The sequence below is a fragment of the Saccharophagus sp. K07 genome, from assembly GCF_014336955.1.
GTDB lineage: Bacteria > Pseudomonadota > Gammaproteobacteria > Pseudomonadales > Cellvibrionaceae > UBA5868.
Genome location: NZ_QRAI01000002.1, coordinates 55717 through 78175 on the forward strand (window position 1 = coordinate 55717; position 22459 = coordinate 78175).

General features: G+C 49.7%; 20 protein-coding genes. 11 read left to right on the plus strand and 9 right to left on the minus strand.

From position 1 onward, the window contains the following. The first annotated feature begins 56 nt into the window (after nucleotides 1-56). Both DWB84_RS06715 and DWB84_RS06720 read left to right on the plus strand, forming a co-directional pair. Nucleotides 57-1619, plus strand: coding sequence for a carboxylesterase/lipase family protein (locus tag DWB84_RS06715; protein ID WP_187409021.1), 1563 nt, complete (start codon nucleotides 57-59; stop codon nucleotides 1617-1619). Nucleotides 1620-1640: 21 nt separating this feature from the next. After that, nucleotides 1641-3053, plus strand: coding sequence for a hypothetical protein (locus DWB84_RS06720; RefSeq protein ID WP_187409022.1), 1413 nt, complete (start codon nucleotides 1641-1643; stop codon nucleotides 3051-3053). A gap of 9 nt (nucleotides 3054-3062) precedes the next feature. Here the strand turns inward: DWB84_RS06720 and DWB84_RS06725 are convergent, their stop codons facing one another. Together DWB84_RS06725 and DWB84_RS06730 are read right to left on the minus strand one after the other, a co-directional pair. Next, complete coding sequence (locus DWB84_RS06725) at nucleotides 3063-6650, minus strand: TonB-dependent receptor (protein WP_187409023.1); 3588 nt, start codon at nucleotides 6648-6650, stop codon at nucleotides 3063-3065. 208 nt (nucleotides 6651-6858) lie between these two features. Continuing rightward, nucleotides 6859-7932 (minus strand): hypothetical protein, encoded by a 1074-nt coding sequence (locus tag DWB84_RS06730; RefSeq protein ID WP_222868072.1) that lies wholly within the window; start codon nucleotides 7930-7932, stop codon nucleotides 6859-6861. On the opposite strand from DWB84_RS06730, the gene DWB84_RS06735 reads away from it, so the two are divergent. Further along, the gene (locus tag DWB84_RS06735) at nucleotides 7931-8161 is read left to right on the plus strand and encodes a hypothetical protein (RefSeq protein WP_187409024.1); all 231 of its coding nucleotides are present in this window, start codon (nucleotides 7931-7933) and stop codon (nucleotides 8159-8161) included. The genes DWB84_RS06730 and DWB84_RS06735 overlap by 2 nt on opposite strands. A gap of 434 nt (nucleotides 8162-8595) precedes the next feature. Here DWB84_RS06735 and DWB84_RS06740 read toward each other — a convergent pair whose 3' ends face one another. The 5 genes from DWB84_RS06740 to DWB84_RS06760 form a co-directional block, all read right to left on the minus strand. Next, complete coding sequence (locus DWB84_RS06740; protein ID WP_187409025.1) at nucleotides 8596-8967, minus strand: cupin domain-containing protein; 372 nt, start codon at nucleotides 8965-8967, stop codon at nucleotides 8596-8598. Continuing rightward, nucleotides 8954-9637, minus strand: a complete 684-nt coding sequence (locus tag DWB84_RS06745; protein ID WP_187409026.1) for a cysteine hydrolase family protein — start codon at nucleotides 9635-9637, stop codon at nucleotides 8954-8956. The genes DWB84_RS06740 and DWB84_RS06745 overlap by 14 nt, the downstream gene beginning before the upstream one ends. Nucleotides 9638-9728: 91 nt before the next feature. Next, nucleotides 9729-10412: a cysteine hydrolase family protein gene (locus DWB84_RS06750; protein WP_187409027.1), complete on the minus strand. Its 684-nt coding sequence runs from the start codon at nucleotides 10410-10412 to the stop codon at nucleotides 9729-9731. Nucleotides 10413-10424: 12 nt separating this feature from the next. Continuing rightward, complete coding sequence (locus DWB84_RS06755) at nucleotides 10425-10571, minus strand: hypothetical protein (RefSeq protein WP_187409028.1); 147 nt, start codon at nucleotides 10569-10571, stop codon at nucleotides 10425-10427. A 14-nt stretch (nucleotides 10572-10585) separates the two neighbouring features. After that, nucleotides 10586-11374 carry an outer membrane protein OmpK gene (locus tag DWB84_RS06760; protein WP_187409029.1) on the minus strand — a complete coding sequence of 263 codons (789 nt, stop codon included), beginning with the start codon at nucleotides 11372-11374 and terminating at the stop codon, nucleotides 10586-10588. Nucleotides 11375-11652: 278 nt separating this feature from the next. On the opposite strand from DWB84_RS06760, the gene DWB84_RS06765 reads away from it, so the two are divergent. Further along, entirely contained in the window at nucleotides 11653-12330 is a 678-nt protein-coding gene (locus DWB84_RS06765) for a GntR family transcriptional regulator (RefSeq protein WP_187409030.1), read from the plus strand. 43 nt (nucleotides 12331-12373) lie between these two features. Here DWB84_RS06765 and DWB84_RS06770 read toward each other — a convergent pair whose 3' ends face one another. Further along, nucleotides 12374-14248: a sigma-54-dependent Fis family transcriptional regulator gene (locus DWB84_RS06770; RefSeq protein ID WP_187409031.1), complete on the minus strand. Its 1875-nt coding sequence runs from the start codon at nucleotides 14246-14248 to the stop codon at nucleotides 12374-12376. 215 nt (nucleotides 14249-14463) lie between these two features. Between DWB84_RS06770 and DWB84_RS06775 the strand changes: the two genes are divergently transcribed. The 6 genes from DWB84_RS06775 (at nucleotide 14464) to DWB84_RS06800 (ending at nucleotide 19515) form a co-directional block, all read left to right on the plus strand. Then, nucleotides 14464-15903: a CmpA/NrtA family ABC transporter substrate-binding protein gene (locus DWB84_RS06775; RefSeq protein WP_187409032.1), complete on the plus strand. Its 1440-nt coding sequence runs from the start codon at nucleotides 14464-14466 to the stop codon at nucleotides 15901-15903. Nucleotides 15904-15920: 17 nt separating this feature from the next. Further along, entirely contained in the window at nucleotides 15921-16748 is an 828-nt protein-coding gene (gene ntrB / locus DWB84_RS06780) for a nitrate ABC transporter permease (protein WP_187409033.1), read from the plus strand. A 3-nt stretch (nucleotides 16749-16751) separates the two neighbouring features. Further along, complete coding sequence (locus DWB84_RS06785) at nucleotides 16752-17624, plus strand: ABC transporter ATP-binding protein (RefSeq protein WP_187409034.1); 873 nt, start codon at nucleotides 16752-16754, stop codon at nucleotides 17622-17624. Between the two features lie 42 nt (nucleotides 17625-17666). Continuing rightward, nucleotides 17667-18107, plus strand: a complete 441-nt coding sequence (cynS, locus tag DWB84_RS06790) for a cyanase (protein ID WP_187409035.1) — start codon at nucleotides 17667-17669, stop codon at nucleotides 18105-18107. A gap of 5 nt (nucleotides 18108-18112) precedes the next feature. After that, nucleotides 18113-18553 carry a nuclear transport factor 2 family protein gene (locus DWB84_RS06795; protein ID WP_187409036.1) on the plus strand — a complete coding sequence of 147 codons (441 nt, stop codon included), beginning with the start codon at nucleotides 18113-18115 and terminating at the stop codon, nucleotides 18551-18553. Nucleotides 18554-18804: 251 nt separating this feature from the next. Then, on the plus strand, nucleotides 18805-19515 hold the full coding sequence (locus DWB84_RS06800) for a hypothetical protein (protein ID WP_187409037.1): 711 nt from the start codon (nucleotides 18805-18807) through the stop codon (nucleotides 19513-19515). A 38-nt stretch (nucleotides 19516-19553) separates the two neighbouring features. Here DWB84_RS06800 and DWB84_RS06805 read toward each other — a convergent pair whose 3' ends face one another. After that, nucleotides 19554-20249 (minus strand): 2,3-diphosphoglycerate-dependent phosphoglycerate mutase, encoded by a 696-nt coding sequence (locus DWB84_RS06805; RefSeq protein ID WP_187409038.1) that lies wholly within the window; start codon nucleotides 20247-20249, stop codon nucleotides 19554-19556. 277 nt (nucleotides 20250-20526) lie between these two features. On the opposite strand from DWB84_RS06805, the gene DWB84_RS06810 reads away from it, so the two are divergent. Then, nucleotides 20527-22458 (plus strand): SLC13 family permease, encoded by a 1932-nt coding sequence (locus DWB84_RS06810; protein ID WP_187409039.1) that lies wholly within the window; start codon nucleotides 20527-20529, stop codon nucleotides 22456-22458. Nucleotide 22459: the final 1 nt, after the last annotated feature.

The following is a 22459-nucleotide window of genomic DNA, read 5'->3' on the forward strand; positions in this document are numbered from 1 at the left end:
GATAATTGATGAACGCAGCCTATTAAAACGACAAAGCTATAGAACGAGAAAACTATATGAAACAGCATGTTCAACGGAGTCATTGGTTTTTATTGTGGGCGGGACTGGTTGTGGGACTTGCGGCCTGCAGTTGGGTTGATCGCCCGCAAAAGCCGGTGGTGAAAACTACCTATGGTTATGTTGCTGGCAGCCTTAATGACGGTGTCTACAGTTTTAAAGGAATTGCCTACGCAAAAGCCGAGCGGTTTATGCCGCCACAAGAACCCGAGAATTGGCAGGGGATAAGAGAGCAGAACCAATTTGGCCCTATTGCTATGCAGGTTAATAGCTGGTCACCTGAGGAAGCCATGGATGAGCATAAGTTATTTACCGTAAACGTCTGGACGCAGGGATTGAACGACGGAAAAAAACGGCCCGTTATGTTTTGGTTGCACGGCGGTGGATTTAGTGTCGGCGCAAGTGATGACCCGATTACCGATGGAGAAAATTTGGCCAGAAAAGGCGATATAGTTTTAGTCTCCGTCAATCACCGTCTGAATATTTTGGGTTTTCTCGATCTTTCCCATTTGGGCGAAGCTTATGCCGATTCCGCCAATGTCGGCATGTTGGACATAGTCGCTGCTTTGAAATGGGTAAATAAAAATATTGAGCAGTTTGGTGGTGATCCGGAAAACATCACCATTTTTGGTGAGTCCGGCGGTGGCGGGAAAGTGGGGACGCTTATGTCTATGCCAGCTGCGCAGGGTTTGTTTCATAAAGCGATTATTCAAAGCGGAACCTTGATCAATGTGATGACCAAGGAAAAATCCACCTCAATCGGCAAAGCACTGTTGGAGGTTTTGGGATTAACCAGGGAAACCGCACATCAATTGCAATCCATGCCTTATAAAGAGCTGGTGGAAGCGGGTAATAAAGCCCTGGAAAAAACCGTGGGTCTGCGCAAGCCTGGCACTACGACCATGTTCGGATTTGGCCCAGTGCCGGATGGGGTCAATTTATTGCAACAGCCATTTACCCCGGACTTTGCCAGCATCTCCGACTCTATTCCCTTGATGATTGGCACAACCCTCAACGAGCTGGTGAAAACCGCGTACGATGAATCTGAGCTGACTTTGGACGAGGTGAAAAAACGCCTGGAAAACATCTATGGAGATAAAACCGAGGAATATATCCAGCTCTTTGCCCAGACTTATCCGAACTATACACCACAAGACCTGCTTTCCATCGACACATTGTTTCGGCCGAACACCATTGTTGTCGCCGACGCGCGTTCGGAAAAAACACCTGCTCCGGTCTATTCTTATTTATTGACATGGAAAAGCCCGGTTGAAAACGGCAGCAAAGGCTCCTTCCATGGTTTGGATATTCCTTTGGCGTTCAACAATATTGAATTGGGAAAACATTGGTCGGGCGACAGCGACGAAGCTTATAGATTGGCAGATGCTATGAGTTCTGCGTGGATTAACTTTGCCAAGCGCGGCGACCCTAATAATCCCCTGCTGCCAGAGTGGAAGCCCTATACACGAGCAAACGGTGTGACCATGATTTTCGATGTTGCACCGAAAATTGCGCACAACCATGACAGGAAGTTAATGGAATTGATTAAATCCGTTAGGTAACGTCGATTATTTGGAGCTGCTGTGTTTTCACTTGAGCGCAAAAGCGATTACCGGTTGCAATTGAGCCGAACTCTGAAGGAACCTGGCCATTATAAGGCAGAGATTTATCTCTTTACTCCTTATGAGGGTGCTTTCTCGGAGTGGACGCTCACTGAAAAGCAATTTTACTTTTCCTCATTGGAGCACAACTTTCGCTTGCAGGGTTTGCCCGATCTGGATCGGGCCACCAAAACCGACGGCTCTTTTTCGCTGCTATCGCCTCACTATGAAATTATTCACGGTTCATGGCTGTTTCAATACAGGGCTACCATGGATCGCCTGCGCCTGCAAATGCAGACGGGAGAATTTGCAACCTCTCTCAAGCGCGCTTTGCGCATCAGCCAAAATTTTGCCCAACGCTTGAGGAAAACCACCCGACAACAAAGCTCGCAAAAGCAGTATTTTCGCAATGCGGATATGTATTTTTCCTGGTACGCCGAGCAATTCATATTGCAATGCATGACTATGGAGGGATTTTCTGATCTCGACGAGGAGCTAAAGAATAGCATCCAGGAATTTTTACAACAGGAATATCGTTATAGACACGAAAAAGATTATCTGAATGAATTCCAGGGCAATCCTACACGCATATGGAACCGCATGAGCATGTACTTAAGATTGCTGGAATACCCTGTATTGCTGCGCAAAAAACTCACCGAATTGGGCAGTGGCACGCGTAAAATGGTTAAGGCGGTCTCAACCATTTTAATCATGTCGCTTTTTACTTACGTGATTTTTATTTTAAGAGACAGTCGACAGGAATTGTCAGTGGCGGTCCTTTTGTTAATTGCGCTGATTTACGCCGTGCGCGATTTGTTGCGTGACGACATGACCGAGAGCTTTACCGAATTTTTGCGCAAGGGCAAACCGCGCTGGCGAATTCGCCTGCTCAAACCCTACGTCAACGAACCACTGGCGTTGCAAAAAATTTGGATGAATTATCGCAAATTACCGGATCTATCTCTGGCGGTCCGGGAGCATTCTGATAAGTGGTCTACTAATGATGAGCGACAAATTATTTGTTATCGCTCTGAGTTGAGCTTGGATAAGGCTGCGCTGGACGAACATCAAATTGAAGAACGCTTGGCCCTCGATTGCAAAGAGCTGTGTGAATTGATTCAGTCATCCAGCGACAAAATATATATCCCCGCAGATCCCAATGATCCTTCCTCAAAGGTGCAGTCACACACCATTGAAAAACAGCACGATTACAATCTGTTGGTCGTATACAGCGTACCAGGAGAGGAACACACCAGTGCGCAACGCTGGCAAATCCGGCTCGGCAGTCATGGCATAGTGAAATGCAAAAGCAAAAAAGTAAAATGGCCGAGCCCGGAGGAACAACGGAAAAAATCCTGGTGGAGACGCCTGCGCGAGAGGCGCAGGCTCGAATAGTTTTTACTCTTAGAACTCCCCATGCAAAACCAAAGCCACTCGCCTATCCGACACAAACCACGAGCGCCCTGTTTCCAGCAGCTGATCATTTAAGATCATCAAGGTTTTTGCGCGGGCGTTGGTGAGGTTTTTGGCTTGTAATCCCAGCGTGAAATTATCGGTGAGTTTATAGAAAATCGAGCCGTCCAGTTCGCCGTAGTCGTCATACCATATTGGCGCTTTGCTAATGACGTCGCGGGTGGTCAGCAGGTATTTGGAGCGCCAGTTGTAGGCAATGTTGATGCTTAGGCGATCATCCTCATACATGCCGATCAAGTTGATGATTTCATCCGATTGACCTTGCAACGGCAATTTGGCGGGATCGACGCGAATGCCGGTGTCTTCGTACAGAGAGTTGTACCACTGCTCATCTTCAACACGCTTTTCGTTGTTGGGAATACTGGTGGCGTCTATGTAGGTGTAGGTGGCTTGGAAGCCGAAACCTTCAAATAGCCCGCTGAAAAACTGGTTGTAGGTAATTTCTATCCCATCCAATTTGGCATCGCCGCCGTTGCGTTGTGTGGTGATGGCAACCGGTTGTGTTACGCCGCTAAAATTGTTGGTGAACTCGCGGGTAATAACACCGGGAGAAAAATAGTTGGATAAATTTTTATGGAATATTGCACCGCTTAATTGACCATAGTTGGAGAAATACCACTCCAACGAAAAATCGTATTGCACGGATTCCATGGGTTTTAAATAGGGATTGCCGCCTTCGCCCACAAACCAGGTGCCATCAGCAGGTTTATTCAGTTTAGCCTGATCGATTAATTCGATGGGGCGATCCCCCGGAATTCCGGTGTCAGCGTATCTATAGGTGATGTTAAGGTTGCCCGCATTGGGATCTATATTGATCGGCGCAAGGTCGGTGCGATTGCGCACGTCGCCCAGGTCAGGAAACGCCACGGCTTTCGCAAAGGCAAAACGCCCAACCAGATTGTCCGTTAGATCAGCTTTGATGTTAAAGCTGGGCAACAGGGTGTCGTAATTGTGTTTGGCGACTTCTTCGTTGACATAAGGCGCGAATTGCAACTGGTTGCGCTCGATCAATTGTTTGCCATCGGACCCTATTAAAGCTACGCCTTGGGTAAAGCCGCGTATTTCGCTCGCCAGGAAAAAATACGGATTGTAAATCCAATTGTTTTCCGCCGCGGTAGCGGCTTGATAAAAATCTGGGTAAGTGCCGTTGGCGACTTGTTGACGCAAGTAATTTTCCACCATTTCACCATTGAGCGGCTGACTCAATGAATCCGGCGGGAACTGCTGCAACTCGTGTGTGCGCGGTACGATCAACGGGAATTCCACAATACCGAGTGCCTGGCGTTCCATTTTTAGATAACGCAATCCCACATTACCGGAGAACGGCAGATTGCCATCGCCAGCAAAATCGAGACGCAGATAAAACGCGTTGCGCATTTCCAAAGTGCGGTTGATTTCATCTGGCGTAAAAATTCCGTATTGATTATCCAGTGGAACATTCACTGCCGCTTCAAAATGTCTGCCGTATAAATCGATCGCTTGATCGCGATCGGGGTAGGGCAACCAGTTATCGCCGCCAGAGTAAGACTGAATCAATCTGCGGCTCGGGTTGGCGCCCCAGACTTCGCGAATTAATTTCTCAGTGGCATGCAGTGTTTGATTGCCCTGAATATCCAGAACACCGCCGCGCATAAAGTTGGACCAGTTGACCAGCTCGTATCCGTCTTGCAGCGGCGGAACATCCGACACCCAGCCAATACCGGTACCAATAATTTCGCCGTCGGACAAATTGAAATTGGTTTTGGATTGGCCATTCCATTCCGGCGCCAGCGCACCCCAATTCCATGCTGTTGAACGTACAGTTTGTTCGCGTTCGGCGTAGCGGTAGCCCACTTTAATTTGTCGCAGTAAACCATCGCCTACCGCGTAATCCAAATCCAAGCGCCAAGCTAAAGAATCGCCGTCGGAGCGCTCGTAGTGATCCATGGCCGAGCGCCACAAATAGGAGTTGGGATCCTGAAAATAATTTTGGTCGCCCAAAGGATCGCCGCCAAAACCGGGATAATTGTATTGATCGTTGGTGAGGGCATCCCAAAATGGATTGCCTTCTGCGCGTTCGCGATCACGCTGGCCATTCCAGGGTTCGATCAAACGCAAATGCGGTGTGCTGCCGCGTGTGTCGTAGTCGTAAATGCTGTAAGTCATCAGATGAATGGATAAATCATCTACGCGCGCTTCCGCATCTATATATTGCAAATCACCGCTGATATTGAGCCGATCATGGGGTTGCCATTTCACATTGATATGAAAATCTTCCACCAGCGACTGAGTTTCGTTGATGCGGCTGTCCATCTGGGTGCGATGGCCCCATTGTTTGTATTTGTTGAGCACGCTCAAACTGGTGGGCACGCGGCTGTGGCCGCTGGAGCCGACGCGCCAGGAATTACCTTCCTCCATAATGGTGCCGGCGAGGAACAAACCATTTTCATCAAATAAAAAATGTGTTCCTGCAAGAGGCGCAGTCGGGCGTATGCCGATGCTCTGATAGCCGCCCTGATATTTAAGCGCCTGCTCGTGCCAGGTCAGCGTGGAGTCGGAGCGGATATATTCCGCCAGGGCTTCAAACCGGCCGTCGTCGGAGGCAAATTGCAATGCTGCCGTAAATCCTTCGCGCGTGCGGCGATCTTCCTTCATTAACGCGTTGGCCCCATTGGGCGCCCACACACGTCCTTTGCCGTCTTCACCGAAAAAATCTTCCGCGCGCGTGCCGACCGGATTGGGATTGTTTGCGGTATAGAGTTCCTGGGCTTCAAATTGCACATAGGCATCGCTTTGAATGCCGTGGGATTCGCCGACCAATTCCGAGTTTGCGTAATTGACTAACACGCCCCAGCGACCGACCGGGCCGTCGAATGCTTTTGCCAATAATCCGGAAAATGACGGGCTCCAGGTTTCTGCCAGATCGCCGTAGGAATAATCCACGCTGAAGGCGACCAGATGATCGTCGATATCCAGCGGTTTGCGCGTCACCAGATTGACCGTGCCACCAATACCGCCTTCGATCATATCGGCGGTCTGGTTTTTAAATATTTGAATGCTGCCCAAGAGTTCCGGCGGAATATCCTGATAACTCAGGCCGCGCCCGGTGTTGGCACTGAAGGAATCGCGGCCGTTGAATTCGGAGCGGGTTTGCGACATACCGCGCAGAATAATGTCGGAGCCTTCGACGCTGTAGTGATCCGGATCATTGGGCGCGGCAAAGCGCTCTATAGCCACGCCCGGCAATCGTTGCATGGCATCCAGCGCACTGCGATCCGGCAGCAAACCGATCTGATCGGCGGAGATAGCGTCGAGCATGGTATCGGCGCCGCGTTTCATCTCCTGAGCATCCATCGCATTGATTTTGGTACCGGTAACGACGATCTCTTCAACTGTGTTTCCAGTCTTTTTGCGCGAGTTTTTGCTAACCGGTTCTTCCGCGGAAACATCGTCTTGGGCCAAGGCCGAAAGCGGCAACAGGGCAATCGAGGACGAAATAACGGCAAAGCCCAGGGAGTGCGAGGGGAATTTCTTTTTCATGCGGCTGGTCTTGTCTCTTATTCTGCGTTTTGCGGGGCGAAGCCCAAGGTGCCGCGGAGTCTACTTGAATATAAGTCCCCGTGATGCGTCACAAATCAAGAAGTGCAGAATCTCTTTAGAGCAGGAGTGTGGAGGGAGAAAAAAGGCCGAACCCGGAGCGGGTTCGGCAAATTCACAAAACGCAGATTTCGAGTTTTGCTTAGGGGGATTACTGGAGAACCTTATCCATATTCCAGTCGACAAACAGAGATTTCCATTCGCTGACCGGAATTTGTACGCGACCGTCCTGAATATTGACTCCACCGGTGTTGATGCTGGTGTTGCCAAAGAAGGCCCGGTCAAACATCTTGGCCGCGATACCTGTGTCGCCCACGCCGCAATGGCCGCCGTTGTACACCTCAAAGGCCATATTTTGTGGAACACCGAGAGCCTTGTAGACCGGATAGGCTGCCCAGGCCGCCAGGGCTTCACTGGTACCCGCCAAGTGACACCAGGCGTTCTGGCCATTGGCATTGGTAAAGTGCACCAGATAGCGGGGAGCTATGGTGGCCAACAGCATGTGCTGGTCGAACGGCAGGTTGTTGACGCGAGAGGGCGTTGAGCGGAAAGGCTGCGCCGCGCTGGTTACCCAGGGACCGCAGATGCCATTGTTTTCCAGGTTGTCGATACCCTGGGGTTTATCGTTGCAGCGCCATCTGGATTGGCCTGCGCCGTTGCGGAACCATTCGGTCATGCGCCAGCTGGTGGCACCGCCGCCGCCTGACTCAACGATAACGGTCATAGGAATACGGCTGAATACACCCACCAGAAATGCGCCTTTACCGCAGCCGGAACAGCCGGAGACCACCATTTTTTGCGGGTCGTGTCCGCTGCCGGGATTTTTCTCCAGAACGTCCATCACCCGGTTGACCATCCAACCTATCGCAATATTGGGATTGAGCTCATTCAGGCCATAAAGCGTGCGGATGTTATTTTCGTAACCGCTGCCGAACGACAACTTCTTGCTGCCGGGAGGCAGAATTCCGGCGGCGAGATCCAGCGCAATCACCTGACCGCTACCGGAAATGGTGGCGGAGAAATTGGCGCTGCGGCTGCCGACTTTACAGCTGATGGAAACATTTCCGCCGTTGACAGTACCGGATACCTCATCGCAATCACCGGGAATTGGGCCGTACAAATATTTGGCAGCCATGGCCAGAATTTCTTTGCGACGGCATTCCCACTGCTCTTTGGTATTAACCGGTGTGCCGTCGTAGAAGGTAAAGGGATCAGGCAGTTTCATGCCTCGGTTTGGCAGCGCAGTCGCATCCGGGAAATTGGGCAGTGTGCATGTCACGGAAGCGCCGCTGCTGGAGCTGGATGAGGAGCTGCTGCTTGAAGAAGAACTGCTGGAACTACTGCTGCTGGAAGATGAACTGCTGCTGGATGATGAACTGCTCGACGACGATGATGAGCCGTTCCCTCCCGGACTTCCACAAGCGACAAGTCCGGCTACGAATGCAGCCACATAACATGTTCTTAAAAAAGTTTTCATTTTTTCACCTGACTGTTTAATTAATTTTCTTTTTTAGAGGTGACACAGAACTGCATGGTGTCGTTGCTGGGCGGAGGAAAATTTCGCCCGCAGAAATTTAAAAATGAATTTATAAGATTTATAGAAATAGTCGAACAGACTTTGTCGACAAAATTATTTTAACAGCCATGTTAATTTCAGACTGTGTGCGAGGTAGCAAATTAACGGAAGAAAAATCCACTAATTGTTAAAAATACAATTTGATTATTTTTGATTTAAAAATATTCCTATTTTGTAATTGTGAGAATTTTGTGAGGAATTTAAGGGGCTTTATAAAAAGGATATTTGGATAAGGATGGTGATGGCACGCCGGAATCTGCGCATTAAAAAATAGGAATGCAATTTATAATATAATTTGACTATTAGCTTCTATTAAGATGATGTGTCACTGGTAAACGCAACGGGCTTTTCCCAAATACCCAAAGCAATGCAGCCTTCCGGAGCGGACAGGTGGTGCTGGGTGCCCGGGGAATGAATAACCAAAGTGCCGGCGTTGTAAATTTTTTCGCCATCGATTTGAAAGCCGTGCAAAATCAAAATATGTTCGAGCCCCATATGCTGATGGTTCGGCACAGATGCGCCCGGCAAATAATGCAAAAAAGCAGCGTAAGGGCTGGAATTTTCCGTCTCGTAGATTTTGGAAATAAATACTCCTTCTGCAAGGGGCTGCCAGTCGCGCGATGCAATCAGGTTGGCTGCATCAAATAATCCGCGAACGACCACAGCATTTTTATCGTTTGCCATAAGCCTGCTCCAATCCCGCCAGAGTTTTATCGCAAGTTGATGTCCAACCGACGATGCCGCCTTGCGCCACGATCATTTCCAGGGCGGCGCGTTTGAATTCGGGAAAATAACTTTCCGTGGCATCTTCCACCAAAAGGCATTCGTAACCTCTGTCATTTGCTTCGCGCATGGTGGTTTGTACGCAAACCTCGGTGGTAACGCCGGCAAAAATCAAATGAGTGATCTGCTCTTCCTTTAAAAATTCATCCAACGGTGTTGCATAAAAAGAGCCTTTCCCTGGCTTGGTGATCTCCAACTCTCCTGGAAGCGGTTTGAGTTCGTCCAAAATCTCATTGCCGGGGTCGCCGTCAATCAAAATACGTCCCATAGGTCCTTTGTCACCGATTTTTAATGCCGCTTTTCCGCGCTGCAATTTACTGGCAGGACAATCGGATAAATCCGGTTTATGGCATTCACGAGTATGCACAATGGGTAAATCCAGTCGCCGGAAGCCGTCCAGCAATTTTTTGACCGTCGGTACTATGGCCGTCAGAAGTTCCACTTTATTTCCCAACGCATCGCCAAAACCGCCGGGCTCAATAAAATCCCTTTGCATGTCGATGACGATCAGACAGGGTTTATTTTCGGGTAATGCGTAGGGATAAGGTTTGGCATCTATAAAAAACGTCATGACAACTCCCGCTTAATGGCCTGCCATATACTGGCTGATGATATTCATATTCGCTTGCCCGGTTCTATGGCTTCCAGCAGCGTTGCCATTGTCAGGCTCTTAAAACGTCCAGTAACGCAGAAGATTTTGCTGTAGCGCCAAACACGCCGCCTTGCATTTTCACCATATTGATCGCCGCCCGATGATTGGCAGGATCGGTCGCGCCGCAACAGTCTTCCAGCAACAGACATTCATAGCCGCGGTCGTTGGCTTCGCGCATGGTGGTGCTGACGCATACATCGGTGGTGATGCCGGTAATAATCAGATTGGCAATGCCAAGCCTGCGCAAAATCAAATCCAGATCCGTCGCGTAGAATGAGCCTTTGCCGGGTTTATCGATAATAGGCTCGCCGGATATTGGAGATAATTCGCCGATAATGTTCCAGCCGGGCTCGCCGCGAATCAGAATTTTTCCGCATGGACCAGGATCGCCAATGCCTGCACCTATGCGCTGACTGCGCCAGCGTTTATTGGGCGGTAAATCGCTTAAATCCGCTCTGTGACCTTCGCGCGTATGAATAATGTGAAATCCTTGCGCACGCATAACTTTCAGCACGTTTTTGATCGGCTCTATAGGCGCGCGTGTCAGGGAAAGGTCGTAACCCATTGTGTCCACATATCCGCCTCTGCCGCAAAAATCCGTCTGCATATCAATAATGATCAATGCCGTGTTGGATGGGAGCAGTTGGCCGTTGTAAGGCCAGGGATAAGGTGTTGCATCGACAAAACGACTCATAGCGCCTCCAGATTATTTGCTGAGTTCGCCCGGCATACCATTTAAAGCTCCGCGTTTGGACGTGGCGATCATGATTGCCAGGGTCGAGAATCCGCCACAGATTCCGACACCGGCGACGGCACATTTTTGGATGAAATCTCTGCTATTGATTTTGGACATGTTGCTCTCCGCTATTACCAGATCCACTTGACCATCAGCTGTGGAACGTCTTCATCTATGCCGTCGAGCCCGAATTTATTACGCCAGATCTGATATTCGATCCCCGCCTGCAAAACCCCTTCGGCACTCCAGAGTTTGCCGACATCGAGCAACAGTCTGGGAGCGGTGATAATGTTGTCCTCCACGTGATCCATGCCGAAGGCGTAATCGAAAAAGCCTTCAAACGCGAAAGAAAGATTGCCGATGGAAAATGGCGTGAGCCAGACCAGCGTTACTTGATTGCCGGTATCCGTAACGGGATTGATGCTGCTGGAGATTTCGTTGCGTACGTAAAAATTGACTTGTGCCACCGGCGTTTTCGGAATATTGAGATCGATCGCAACACCGTATAAATAATTGCGAAATCCCTGGCCGATTTCTGCGGTAGTGGTGATCAGCACATCTTTGATAATGCCCAGGCTTAAATCCTTATTGAGAATTTTCCCGAGACTTAAGCGTGGTGAAATCTCACCGTAATAGCTGGTGGGAATTTCGCTGTGGGAACGGTCTGGATTGGTGATATCGACAAAAAAGAACGTATCGCCGTATTTCCAGCCGTTCACGTGCTCTAAAGTGATAATGGAACTGCTGACGTCGCGCGAATCCAGTGAAGAGGTTTCCGTATTGAAAAAAATCTGCGAATAAGAAGAGCCATATAAATATTGAAGGTTAGTGGAACTCCACTGCGCGGCACCTGACCAAGCCAACTGCGGAAGGAGTAAACCGGCTGTTATCAATATCAAGACGTAAAGATTGCGATACATAGAAAAGATCCCTCAACAATGAAATACAACGTTGTATACAACGTAAGCACAAGCCTTGCCAAACGAGGGAGGTAGTCGGATTTTTGAGATTTATGCCTTATCTTTCAAATAGATAGAAGCAGAGATGGAAATGGGGAGCACTGGCAATAGGCGGGTTTGCCTTGGTTCAAAACTGTGCGTGGAGATGGGCGCCGCACCCGGGCGGCGCAAATGGGCTTCCTTGCAATATCGGTCGTTATGCTAAAAACTTAGGCGCATCATTTTTGGTGGCGCTTGTTATGGAACACAAACCTAATGCGCAGGAGATTTACGATACTCTGCGCAACATGATTATCCGCTTTGACCTCAGACCGGGCTCGCGCGTAACGGAAACTCAACTGGCCGATTATTTTCAGGTGAGCCGAACACCGATCCGTGCGGCATTGCAGCGCTTGGAAAATGAAGAGCTGCTGACCATCAAGTCCAAACAAGGTTGTTTTATCCGCAATATCGATATGCTGCAGATCAGTCATTATTACGATGTGCGGGTGTCTTTGGAAAATCTGGTTCTGGAAGAGATCTGCAAATTAAAGGATCTCTCCGAACTGCGCCAACTGGCGGACGCGTGGGATCCAAAAAGTTATACGTTTGGCATTCTGGTTACGGATGAGCTGAAAGACGCGGAAGAGGGCTTTCACGAGCAACTGGCGGCAATATCCCGCAATTCGGCACTCGCGCGCTATATCCGGGATATCAATGACCACATAAGAGTCGTGCGCCGCCTAGGCTGGCCCGACCAAAAAAGCGTGACCGATACTTACGAAGAACATCACCGCGTGTGCGAGCTGCTATTAAAGCGCGATTTGGCTGGTGCCCAGGCGGAAATGACCAACCATATCCGCAAAAGTCAGGATCAGGCGAGCAGAATTACCTTGCATCAAATTTATAGCAATCAAACAGCGATTAAATTTGATTGAAGCCAGCTCACACAACTGCAGTTCTGCAGAGGTGGCTTTTTAATTACACGGATTCAGCAAAACTCCGCTTATCCAATCCCAATTTTTTCATACGCGACGCCAATGTCGTCGGCTTAACACCTAATAACTCCGCCGCGCCATCGGCACCGTACAATTTTCCGCGTGCGCGTTTTAATGCGGTAACTATGGCTTGGTAACGCAATGCGTCGCAGTCGGACTCGGTGAGATTTTCGGTTTTTTCGATCACGACAGGCGATGTGCCTTTGGAGTGAAACATCGGCAGATCGTCAAAGGTCAGTTTATCACCCCGGCTCAAGATCACTTGACGCTCAATCAGATTTTCCAGCTCGCGGATATTGCCAGGCCAGTTGTAATTTTGCAGGCGCTGCATTTGTGCGACGGAAATACGCAATTCTGGTTTATTGAACCTCTGACAAGTTTTTTTAAGGAAGTGGGTAATCAGCAGCGGAATATCATCGCGGCGGTCGCGCAGGGCGACCGAGTGAATGGGAAATACATTCAAGCGGAAATACAAGTCTTCGCGGAATTTGCCTTCCTGTACGAGCTTTTGCAGATCGCGATTGGTTGCCGCTATAACCCGTACATCCACTTTGCGCGTGGTGGCGTCACCGACGCGTTCGAATTCGCTGTCTTGCAACACGCGCAAGAGTTTGCCTTGCAGGCTCAAGGGAATTTCACCGACTTCGTCGAGAAATAAAGTACCGCCGTCGGCTAATTGAAATCGTCCGGGACGATCTTGAATCGCGCCGGAGAAAGCGCCGCGCACATGGCCGAAAAATTCGCTTTCAAATAATTCGCCCGGGATGGCCGCGCAATTGACGCGCACCAAAGGCCGGCCATTGCGCTCGCTGGCGGTGTGAATCGCGCGGGCAATTAATTCTTTGCCGGTGCCGGATTCGCCAGTAATCAATACGGTGGCATCGGTCGGTGCCACAAGGCGGATTTGATGCAAAACCCGCTGAATCGCCAGACTGCGCTCAACAATTTGATAGGAGTTGTAGCCTGCGCTGATTTCCTCCTGCAAATAGGCGTTTTCCAATTCCAGGCGCTGTTTGAGTTGTTCCACTTCCGCCAAGGCATTGCGCAATTGAGCTTCCGATTCGCGGCGTTCGGAAATATCGCGAAAAATCACCACCGCGCCCACCAGGCGGCCGTTATCCAAAATGGGGGTGCTGGTGTATTCGACGGGGAGGGGCTTGCCGTCTTTGGTCCAAAAAACTTCGTTATCCACTTTGTGCACGGCCCCATCTTTAAAGGCGGCATAAATGGGGCAGTCGTGCGCGCAATAATCCGAACCGTCGCTGTGGCTGTGGTGAATGGCAGCGTGGACATTATGACCAATCAATTCTTCCGCTTTGAATCCCAACATTCTTTCCGCTGCGGGGTTCACGAAAGTGGTGTTGCCATCGGCATCGACACCGTAAATGCCTTCACCCGCCGCACTCAAAATCAGCTGGTTTTCTTTTTCGATCTGTTGAAACACTTCATGGATGCGCGGCCACTGCAGCAAGCCGAATTGTTGGTTTTTATTGGTGCTGTTTTTCATCCGCCAGATTTGCATCTTGCGGCGGTCGCGCAGCACCAGGCACAACAAGCGCCGGTCGCCGTCAAGCAATAAGCTGCCGGTCGCCTCCAGCCCTAATTCACCATTATTGATGTGAATGGAGAGCGCTTGCGTCATGCCTTCCCCATGCTGTTCGACTTCGCGCGTAAAGGTAATGAGCTGAGCCAAACTGGTTTTGAATAACCGACTGACGTGCACCATGGATAAATCCTGTGCACCACAATTGAGCAGCTTCAGTAAGTTTTTGTTGCCATATTCCACTCGGTCGGCAATAGGATCGATCACCATCACGGCTTCCGGGAAGGCGTCATATAAGGGAAAGGGCGAATTCATCGAAATTTTCTCGTCTGTAAACCTCACAGCAACGCCTATTACAACGAAAAATCGTGCCAACCATAATGAAACTTCGTGATTCACGATTTTTCGTTGCTGAGTGGAAATCTCGAGAAAAGAAATATTTTCATAAAAATCAAAGAATTATTTTCTCCAAAATGGCATGGCACAAAGATCGCTAATGTCGGGTATCAAACACTTTGGGAGAGGTAGCCATGACCGACGAGAAAAAATTCGATTCATCACCAGAATTCCATTTCAAGAGTTTGGGAAACCCCTACGACCATAAGATCTCACTGCGCCATGAGCAGAATTGCGGATGTGATTTGTGTACAAATACTCACAAGGCAAAAACTGCAGAAGTTGTATCGGCCGAGACTTATAGCCGTACGGCTTCCAGCGAAGAAATGTTGGATCGCGCGGTTGAGAGCGCCATAGTGTGCGGTATTTTTGGCCAAAACGAAGTTTCTCGCCGTGGGTTCCTCAACGCGGTCGGCGGCAGTACCTTGGCTGCAGTATTGGGGTCTATCCTGCCGCTGGATGCCATCAAAGCGGCTGTGAAAGAAGAATCCGGCAAGCTGGAAAAAACCAAATTAAAAGTAGGGTTTGTGCCTATTACCTGCGCTACGCCAATCATCATGGCGCACCCTATGGGCTTTTACAGCAAATATGGGTTGGATGTAGAAGTCATTAAAACGGCCGGTTGGGCAGTAGCGCGCGATAAATCCATTGCCATGGAATACGACGCATCCCATATGCTCACCCCAATGCCGCTGGCAATTTCCATGGGCGTTGGCTCAACCGCAAAACCTTTCATTATGCCTGCTGTAGAAAATATCAACGGCCAGGCGATTGTTCTGCACGTAGATCACAAAGATAAACGCGATCCTAAACAGTGGAAGGGCTTTAAATTCGGTGTGCCTTTTGAATTTTCCATGCACAACTTCCTGCTGCGCTATTACGTCGCGGAGCACGGTTTGGATCCGGATAAAGATATTCAAATTCGTGTGGTTCCACCGCCGGAAATGGTGGCCAACCTGCGCGCGGGGAATCTTGACGGCTATTTATCGCCTGATCCATTCAACCAGCGCGCGGTCTGGGAAAAAGTGGGCTTTATCCACACTCTTACCAAAGATATTTGGGATGGCCATCCCTGCTGTGCGTTTGCCTGCAGTCAGGAATTTGCTACGACCAATCCCAATACCTATGGCGCTTTATTGAAAGCGATTGTCGACGCAACACATTTTTCCGCCAAGATGGAAAATCGCAAACAAATTGCTGAAGCCATCGCGCCGACCAATTATCTCAATCAGCCGGTGCCGGTTATCGAGCAAGTTCTCACCGGGCGTTATGCGGATGGTTTGGGTGAAGTCAAAAATGCGCCCAGTCGTATCGATTTCGATCCGTTCCCCTGGCATTCCATGGCGGTATGGATTCTCACGCAAATGAAACGCTGGGGCTACATCAAAGGCGATGTGAATTATCAAAAAATTGCCGAAGAAGTGTATTTGGCATCCGAGACGGAAAAGGTCATGAAATCACTCGGGTACGAAGCGCCAGATAAGACTTATAAAAACTTTGTGATTATGGGTAAGGAATTCGATTACACCAAACCCGAGGAATACGTCCAAAGTTTTGCCATTAAAGCGTCTTGAGAAAAAAGGTTTTTGTTATGTTGAATATGAAGCAAAAAGCCATAGTGGTGTCGCTGCTTTTTCTGACTTTGGTGCTGGGTTTTTGGGAGGCGTACAGTCAGCCGCCCAAAGCTCAGGAAGCCTTATCAGAGTATGAATTGCTGATGGGAGGCGCCGATCAGGAAGCGCGCATACCGCCGCCATCTGCAATAGTGGTCAAAGCCTTCGAGGAATTAAGCGATCCTTTTTATGACAAAGGTCCTAATGACAAAGGCATTGGTATTCAGTTGGCGTACTCGATTTCCCGCGTATTAAGTGGCTATTTTCTTGCGGCCTTGATCGCGATTCCGGTGGGATTTGTCATAGGTATGTCGCCGCTGATGTATCGCGCGCTCAATCCCTATATCCAATTATTACGGCCCATTTCGCCGCTCGCCTGGATGCCGCTTGCGCTGTTTGTGATAAAGGATTCTGAAACCTCCGCGATTTTCGTCATCTTTATTTGTTCCATATGGCCCATGCTAATCAATACCGCATTTGGTGTTGCCGGTGTGCGGCGTGACTGGATCAACGTGGCGCGCACCCATGAATTGAGTCCATTGCGCACTGCATTTACGGTGATATTGCCAGCCGCTGCGCCGACGATTCTCACGGGTATGCGCATTTCCATCGGCATTGCCTGGTTGGTGATCGTCGCTGCAGAAATGCTCGTGGGCGGAACTGGAATCGGCTATTACGTGTGGAATGAATGGAACAATCTGGATTTAACCAGCGTGATATTTTCCATTTTGATGATTGGTCTGGTGGGCATGCTGTTGGACCTTGTACTGAACGCCGCCGCCCGACTTGTGCAGTATCAGGAGTAAACCATGAGCGCACATTTTTTACAGGTACAAAACCTTAGCAAACGCTTTGTCAACAAAAACCAACCGCCGCTGACGGTATTCGAAAATGTCAGCTTCAACATTGCGAAAGGTGAGTTTGTCTGCATTATCGGCCACTCCGGCTGCGGCAAATCCACCATTATGAATACGCTCTCAGGCCTGGATATTCCAACGGAAGGCACTGTGATTATGGACGGTAAAGAAGTGAAAGGGCCGAGTCTGGATCGCGGCATTGTATTTCAGAATTATTCGCTGCTGCCTTGGTTGAGTGCTCTGGACAATGTACGTTTCGGCGTTAAAGCGCGCTGGCCGGAATGGTCAAAACAAAAAGTGTTACAACACAGCCTGGAATATCTGGAGCTGGTCGGATTAAAAGGTGCGGAAAATCGCAAACCTTCGCAATTATCCGGCGGCATGCGCCAACGCGTCTCCATAGCGCGGGCATTTGCCACTCAACCCAAATTGTTATTGCTCGATGAGCCATTCGGTGCACTCGATGCCTTGACGCGCGGTGTTATCCAGGACGAACTGGTCAAAATCTGCAGTAAAACCAACCAGACGGTTTTTATGATCACCCACGATGTGGATGAAGCCATTTTGCTGGCGGACCGGATTTTATTGATGAGCAATGGCCCTAATGCCGTGATTGCGGAATCGGTTGTAGTCGATATTCCGAAGCCGCGTCAGCGAGGCGACATTATCAAACATCCCGGATATTACGAATTGCGCAATCATCTGGTGGATTTTTTGGTGAATCGCTCATCCATGGAACATTATCGGGGACAAAAGGGGATTGTGAGCTCCAATCCCATAAAAAGTATTCCCAACCCATTAAAAGCCCAGGCAATACCTGCCTGATCAATAGTCACAACTTTTATTTCACTAAGCAGGAGTCATCCTATGAACAAAGCTGATGTTACCGAAGCCATCATCCTCGCCAAAAAAGAGAAAAACCTGACCTGGGAAAAAATCGCCGCAGAAATTGGCATGTCGCCGGTATGGACAACCTCTGCTTGCCTGGGCATGAACAGCATGCCGGAAGCCAAAGCAGAAGCTTTGTGCAGCCTTTTGAATTTGCCGGAAGGCAGCAAACAAGTGTTGATGGAATATCCGCGCAAATCCTGGGATTTTCAGGTTCCGCAAGATCCGCTGATTTATCGCTTGTATGAAGTCGTCGGTGTCTATGGTGATACCTTGAAAGAATTGATCCAGGAAAAATTCGGCGATGGCATCATGAGCGCAATCGATTTCACCATGGAAGTCGACAAGGAAGAAAATCCCAAAGGCGACCGGGTTATTCTCACCCTGAACGGCAAATTCCTGCCTTATAAAGCGTGGTAATACTTATGGGCGATCTGACTCTGGTAGAGCCGCGCCCACCGTTTCCGCCTTTTACGGCGGAAACGGCCCTGCAGAAAGTCAAAGCTGCCGAAGCCGCGTGGAATAGCAAGGATCCAGAACGAGTCGCCATGGCCTATACACCAGATAGCGAATGGCGCAATCGCGATGAATTTTTCTCCGGGCGCGTAGCAATCGTCGAATTTCTCAAACGAAAATGGGCCAAAGAGCTCGATTATCGCTTGGAGAAAAACTTGTGGGCGTTCACTGACGATCGTATCGCTGTGCGATTCGAATACGAATGGCGTGACCATAACGGCCAGTGGTTCCGATCTTATGGCAACGAAAACTGGGAATTCGCAGAAAATGGTTTAATGCAGCGGCGTTTTGCCAGTATTAATGACGTGCCGATTTTCGAAAATCAGCGACGCCTGATCAGCAATTCCTAATATTTTATCGGTTTCGTTACAAATTTAGGGTAGAACTGGCCATTGACAGCCCTCATTATGGAGGGCATCGCCAGATTAACGAACCCGATCATGTACAACGCGCGCCGTAGCCCCCGGAATCACTTCAAAGTTAACGCCCTATGAAGCGCGCGCAAATTCATTATGTGCTGCTCTGTTATTACCCAGATTATCTGGAGGATGCCCTGGCATTTTTTTGCCGATTTAAGCAATGGATGCCGGGGGTGAAGCTTTTGATTGTGGATAATTCGCCGGATTTAGCTATGGCGAAGGCTCGTCCCGCATTGCCGATTCTTAAGGGTGACAATAGCAAGGGTGAGTTCAGTGGTTGGCAAGTGGGAATAGACAGCATAAGAACTCAAGCCAGTATTCAGAATGGCGATCTTTTTATTTTTGCCAATGATACGGCGAGTCGACTTCGCCGCCTGACCAGAATTGACGATTGGTTATTTCAGCGCTCGTTTCGTCAATGCTTGCGTTCGGATGGCATTGCTGGCGAGGTGAATTCGAGTTTAGAACCAATGGTCTTACCCCGAGGTGAATTGCAGAGTTGGGTATCCACCTATTTTTTTGCTCTGAGCGGAAAATATTTAAATGCAACGGGCGGACAGCTAATTCCTGCGGATGTACCTTATCCGGCCGCTTTGGATGTGAAGGACAAAAAGATTGTATTCGACTTTTTTATTGACTCTACCCTGGCGGGACATATCAACGAATGGCTTTTCCCGCGGGAAGGTCGAAAGGGATGGTACAAAACCCACAGCTCATCCGCACAACAGCTAGTATTCAAGGCGAATATGATTTATTTGGAAAAAAGCCTGTCGTTGGCTGTGTGTAATCAAGGTGGAAAAATTCATCCCACTTACGGTCACAAGCTTGCGATGCGTTATAAGCGCAAAATGGAGAGAGCGTACGAACGGGAAAAACGAAAATCCCATTCATAATTAAATAAGGCGCGGACTTGTGCCGCGCCTGTCATCACTTATTCGAGATACTGCCAGGAAATTGGCGTGCCGTCTTGTTTAAAGCGGTACACAATTGGTGTGCCGGTGGGAATTTCGAAATGTTCCACTTCTTCTTCTGTCATTCCCGCCAGCGCCATAATCAATCCGCGCAAGGTATTGCCGTGCGCGGAAAGCAAAATTTTGTTCCCTTTTGCCAGTTCCGGTACAACCTTTTCCTGCCAAAACTCCACCGCGCGAGTGCGCGTGTCGGCCAGGCTTTCCACGGCGGGCAAAATTTCGCGCGGTAAATCTGCATACTGTGGGTCGAATTTGGGATGGCGGGGGTCGTCTTCAGCCAGTGCAGGAGCAGTATCGTGATACCCGCGACGCCAGCGGTGCACTTGCTCGTCGCCCGCTTTATCCCGCAGATCCTGTTTGGACATACCCTGCAGGGCGCCGTAGTGGCGCTCGTTCAAACGCCAGTCGGGTTCGATGGTGAGGTCCGACTGATTCAGAATGCCCAAAATAATGTCTGCAGTGGTTTTGGCGCGTTGCAAGCGCGAGCTGAAGACCCGGTCGAAGTGATAACCGTGCTGTTTCAGGATTTGTCCCGCTTTTTCCGCTTCGTTGCGCCCGAGATCCGTGAGCGGTGGATCGGCCCAGCCAGTAAAACGGCCTTCGGCGTTCCAGGTGCTTTGTGCGTGACGAATCATGACTACTTCTACGGTTGACATCAAAAGCCTCCGATATGGTGTTGGGTTGCGTGACGCTGGGGCGCGACCTATTGGCTAAAGAATAGCCGGTTCGCAAAGACGACGGCAAAAAAGTCGCAGCGATTTGATCTAGGCGAAGCGATAAACCGATTCTATTTACTACTCTATATAGCGTTTGTGCCAGCAATTTTCGTTTTTGTTCCAGTGGTTGCCGGTATGGATATACGGAATGCTGAGGGATACTATCGGCCGGACTGCATATTCCACTGCAGCAAACTGACCAAGGCTTGCGGTAGCTATGACTCTAAAAAAAATCGTCTCCGTCATTTTTCTTTTGCTCGGGCTTTTTTCCTTATCCGCCTGCGGCTTGCAGGATGCCGTTGTGCGTGAAAATTCCAATCTGGATCTGTTTTTGGTGGTACTGCTGCTTATAGCCACAGTGGTGATGTTTGCTATTAACCGGCCGCGCATGGATGTGGTGGCCTTGATCATGATGACGGTGTTGCCGCTGACGGGAATTATCAGTGTCAACGAATCCCTGGCTGGTTTGAGCGATCCCAACATAGTGCTGATTGCCACCTTGTTTGTGATCGGCGAAGGGTTGGTGCGAACGGGCGTCGCGCAAAAACTCGGCGATTTGGTGGTGAAATATGCCGGGCAAACCGAAGCGCGGCTGATTATGCTGTTGATGGTGGCTGTGGCCGGAATTGGCTCGGTGATGAGTTCAACCGGCGTGGTCGCAATTTTTATTCCGGTTGTTCTACGCATTGCGCGCCGCTCCAATATTGCCGCTGGCCGTTTGATGATGCCGCTCAGCGTCGCCGCCTTGATCAGCGGCATGATGACCTTGGTGGCTACGCCGCCCAATCTGGTACTGCAAGCGGAATTGGTGCGTAAAGGGTTCGACGGCTTCAGTTTTTTTGCGTTTGCGCCTTTTGGTATTCCTATTCTGGCGTTGGCAATTATTTACATGTTATTTGCCCGCCGCTGGTTGGTGCGCGGCCCGGTGGAAGAGCAGGACAAACATAAACGTTGGCAACCTCGCTGGCAGGAATGGGTGAACGAATACGGACTGGCAGATCGCGAATACCGCTTTCGGATAGGCGTTCATTCACCGTTGGTGGGGCAGACGCTTGCCCAATTGAATCTGCGTTCGTCCTCTGGTGTGAGTATTGTGGCCATAGAACGCGCCAGCCTGTTTTCCCGCGAGCTGATCCGCCCGCTGGCGCAAACCCAACTGCTCGCCGGGGATGTTCTGTTTCTCGATATAGTCGATCCCTCCATCAATGTCAGAGAATTGTGCGACCGCTATATGCTGGCGTCCTTGCCTATGTCGGGAAATTATTTTTCTGACAGCCAGCGCGAAATTGGTATGGCGGAACTGATGTTGCCTTCTGACTCCCCTCTAATCGGCAAATCGGTAGTGGAGACGCAATTCCGCACCGAATACGACTTGGCGGTGATTGGCTTAAAGCGAGGGCAGAGCGCCCTTTCCGGTAATGTGGCGCACGAGCCGCTTAAGCTAGGGGATACCTTGTTGGTTGTGGGGCCGTGGAAAGCAATCCGCAAATTGCAAACGGCTAACCAGGATTTGCTGGTGCTGAATTTACCCGTCGAATTCGAAGATGCCGTGCCTGCGCCGGAGCGCGCACCATATGCGCTTGCGGTGCTTATGTTGGTGGTCGGTTTAATGGTCAGCGGCGTAATTCCCAATGTACAGGCCGCATTGATCGGGTGTTTGTTAATGGGGCTGTTCCGCTGCCTGGATTTGAATAGCGCCTATAGGTCCATTCACTGGCAGAGTTTGATTTTGATTGTCGGCATGATGCCATTTTCACTGGCATTGCAAAAAACCGGTGGCGTGGACTTGGCTGCGTCGGCTTTATTGCAAGTGGTCGGGGAGGCGGATCCTCGAGTGATGTTGGCCGTGTTATTTGTTGTGACGGCGGTATTCGGATTATTTATTTCCAATACGGCGACCGCCGTTTTAATGGCTCCGGTTGCTCTGGCGATCGCTGACGCATTCGATGCATCGCCTTATCCATTTGCCATGACAGTTGCCCTCGCTGCATCCGCGTCATTTATGACGCCGGTCTCGTCGCCAGTAAATACTTTGGTGGTTGGGCCAGGTAATTATCATTTTGCCGATTTTGTACGAGTCGGCGTGCCTTTTACCTTGGTAACTTTAGTGGTTGCGGTGATTCTGGTTCCATGGGTATTACCGTTTTAAG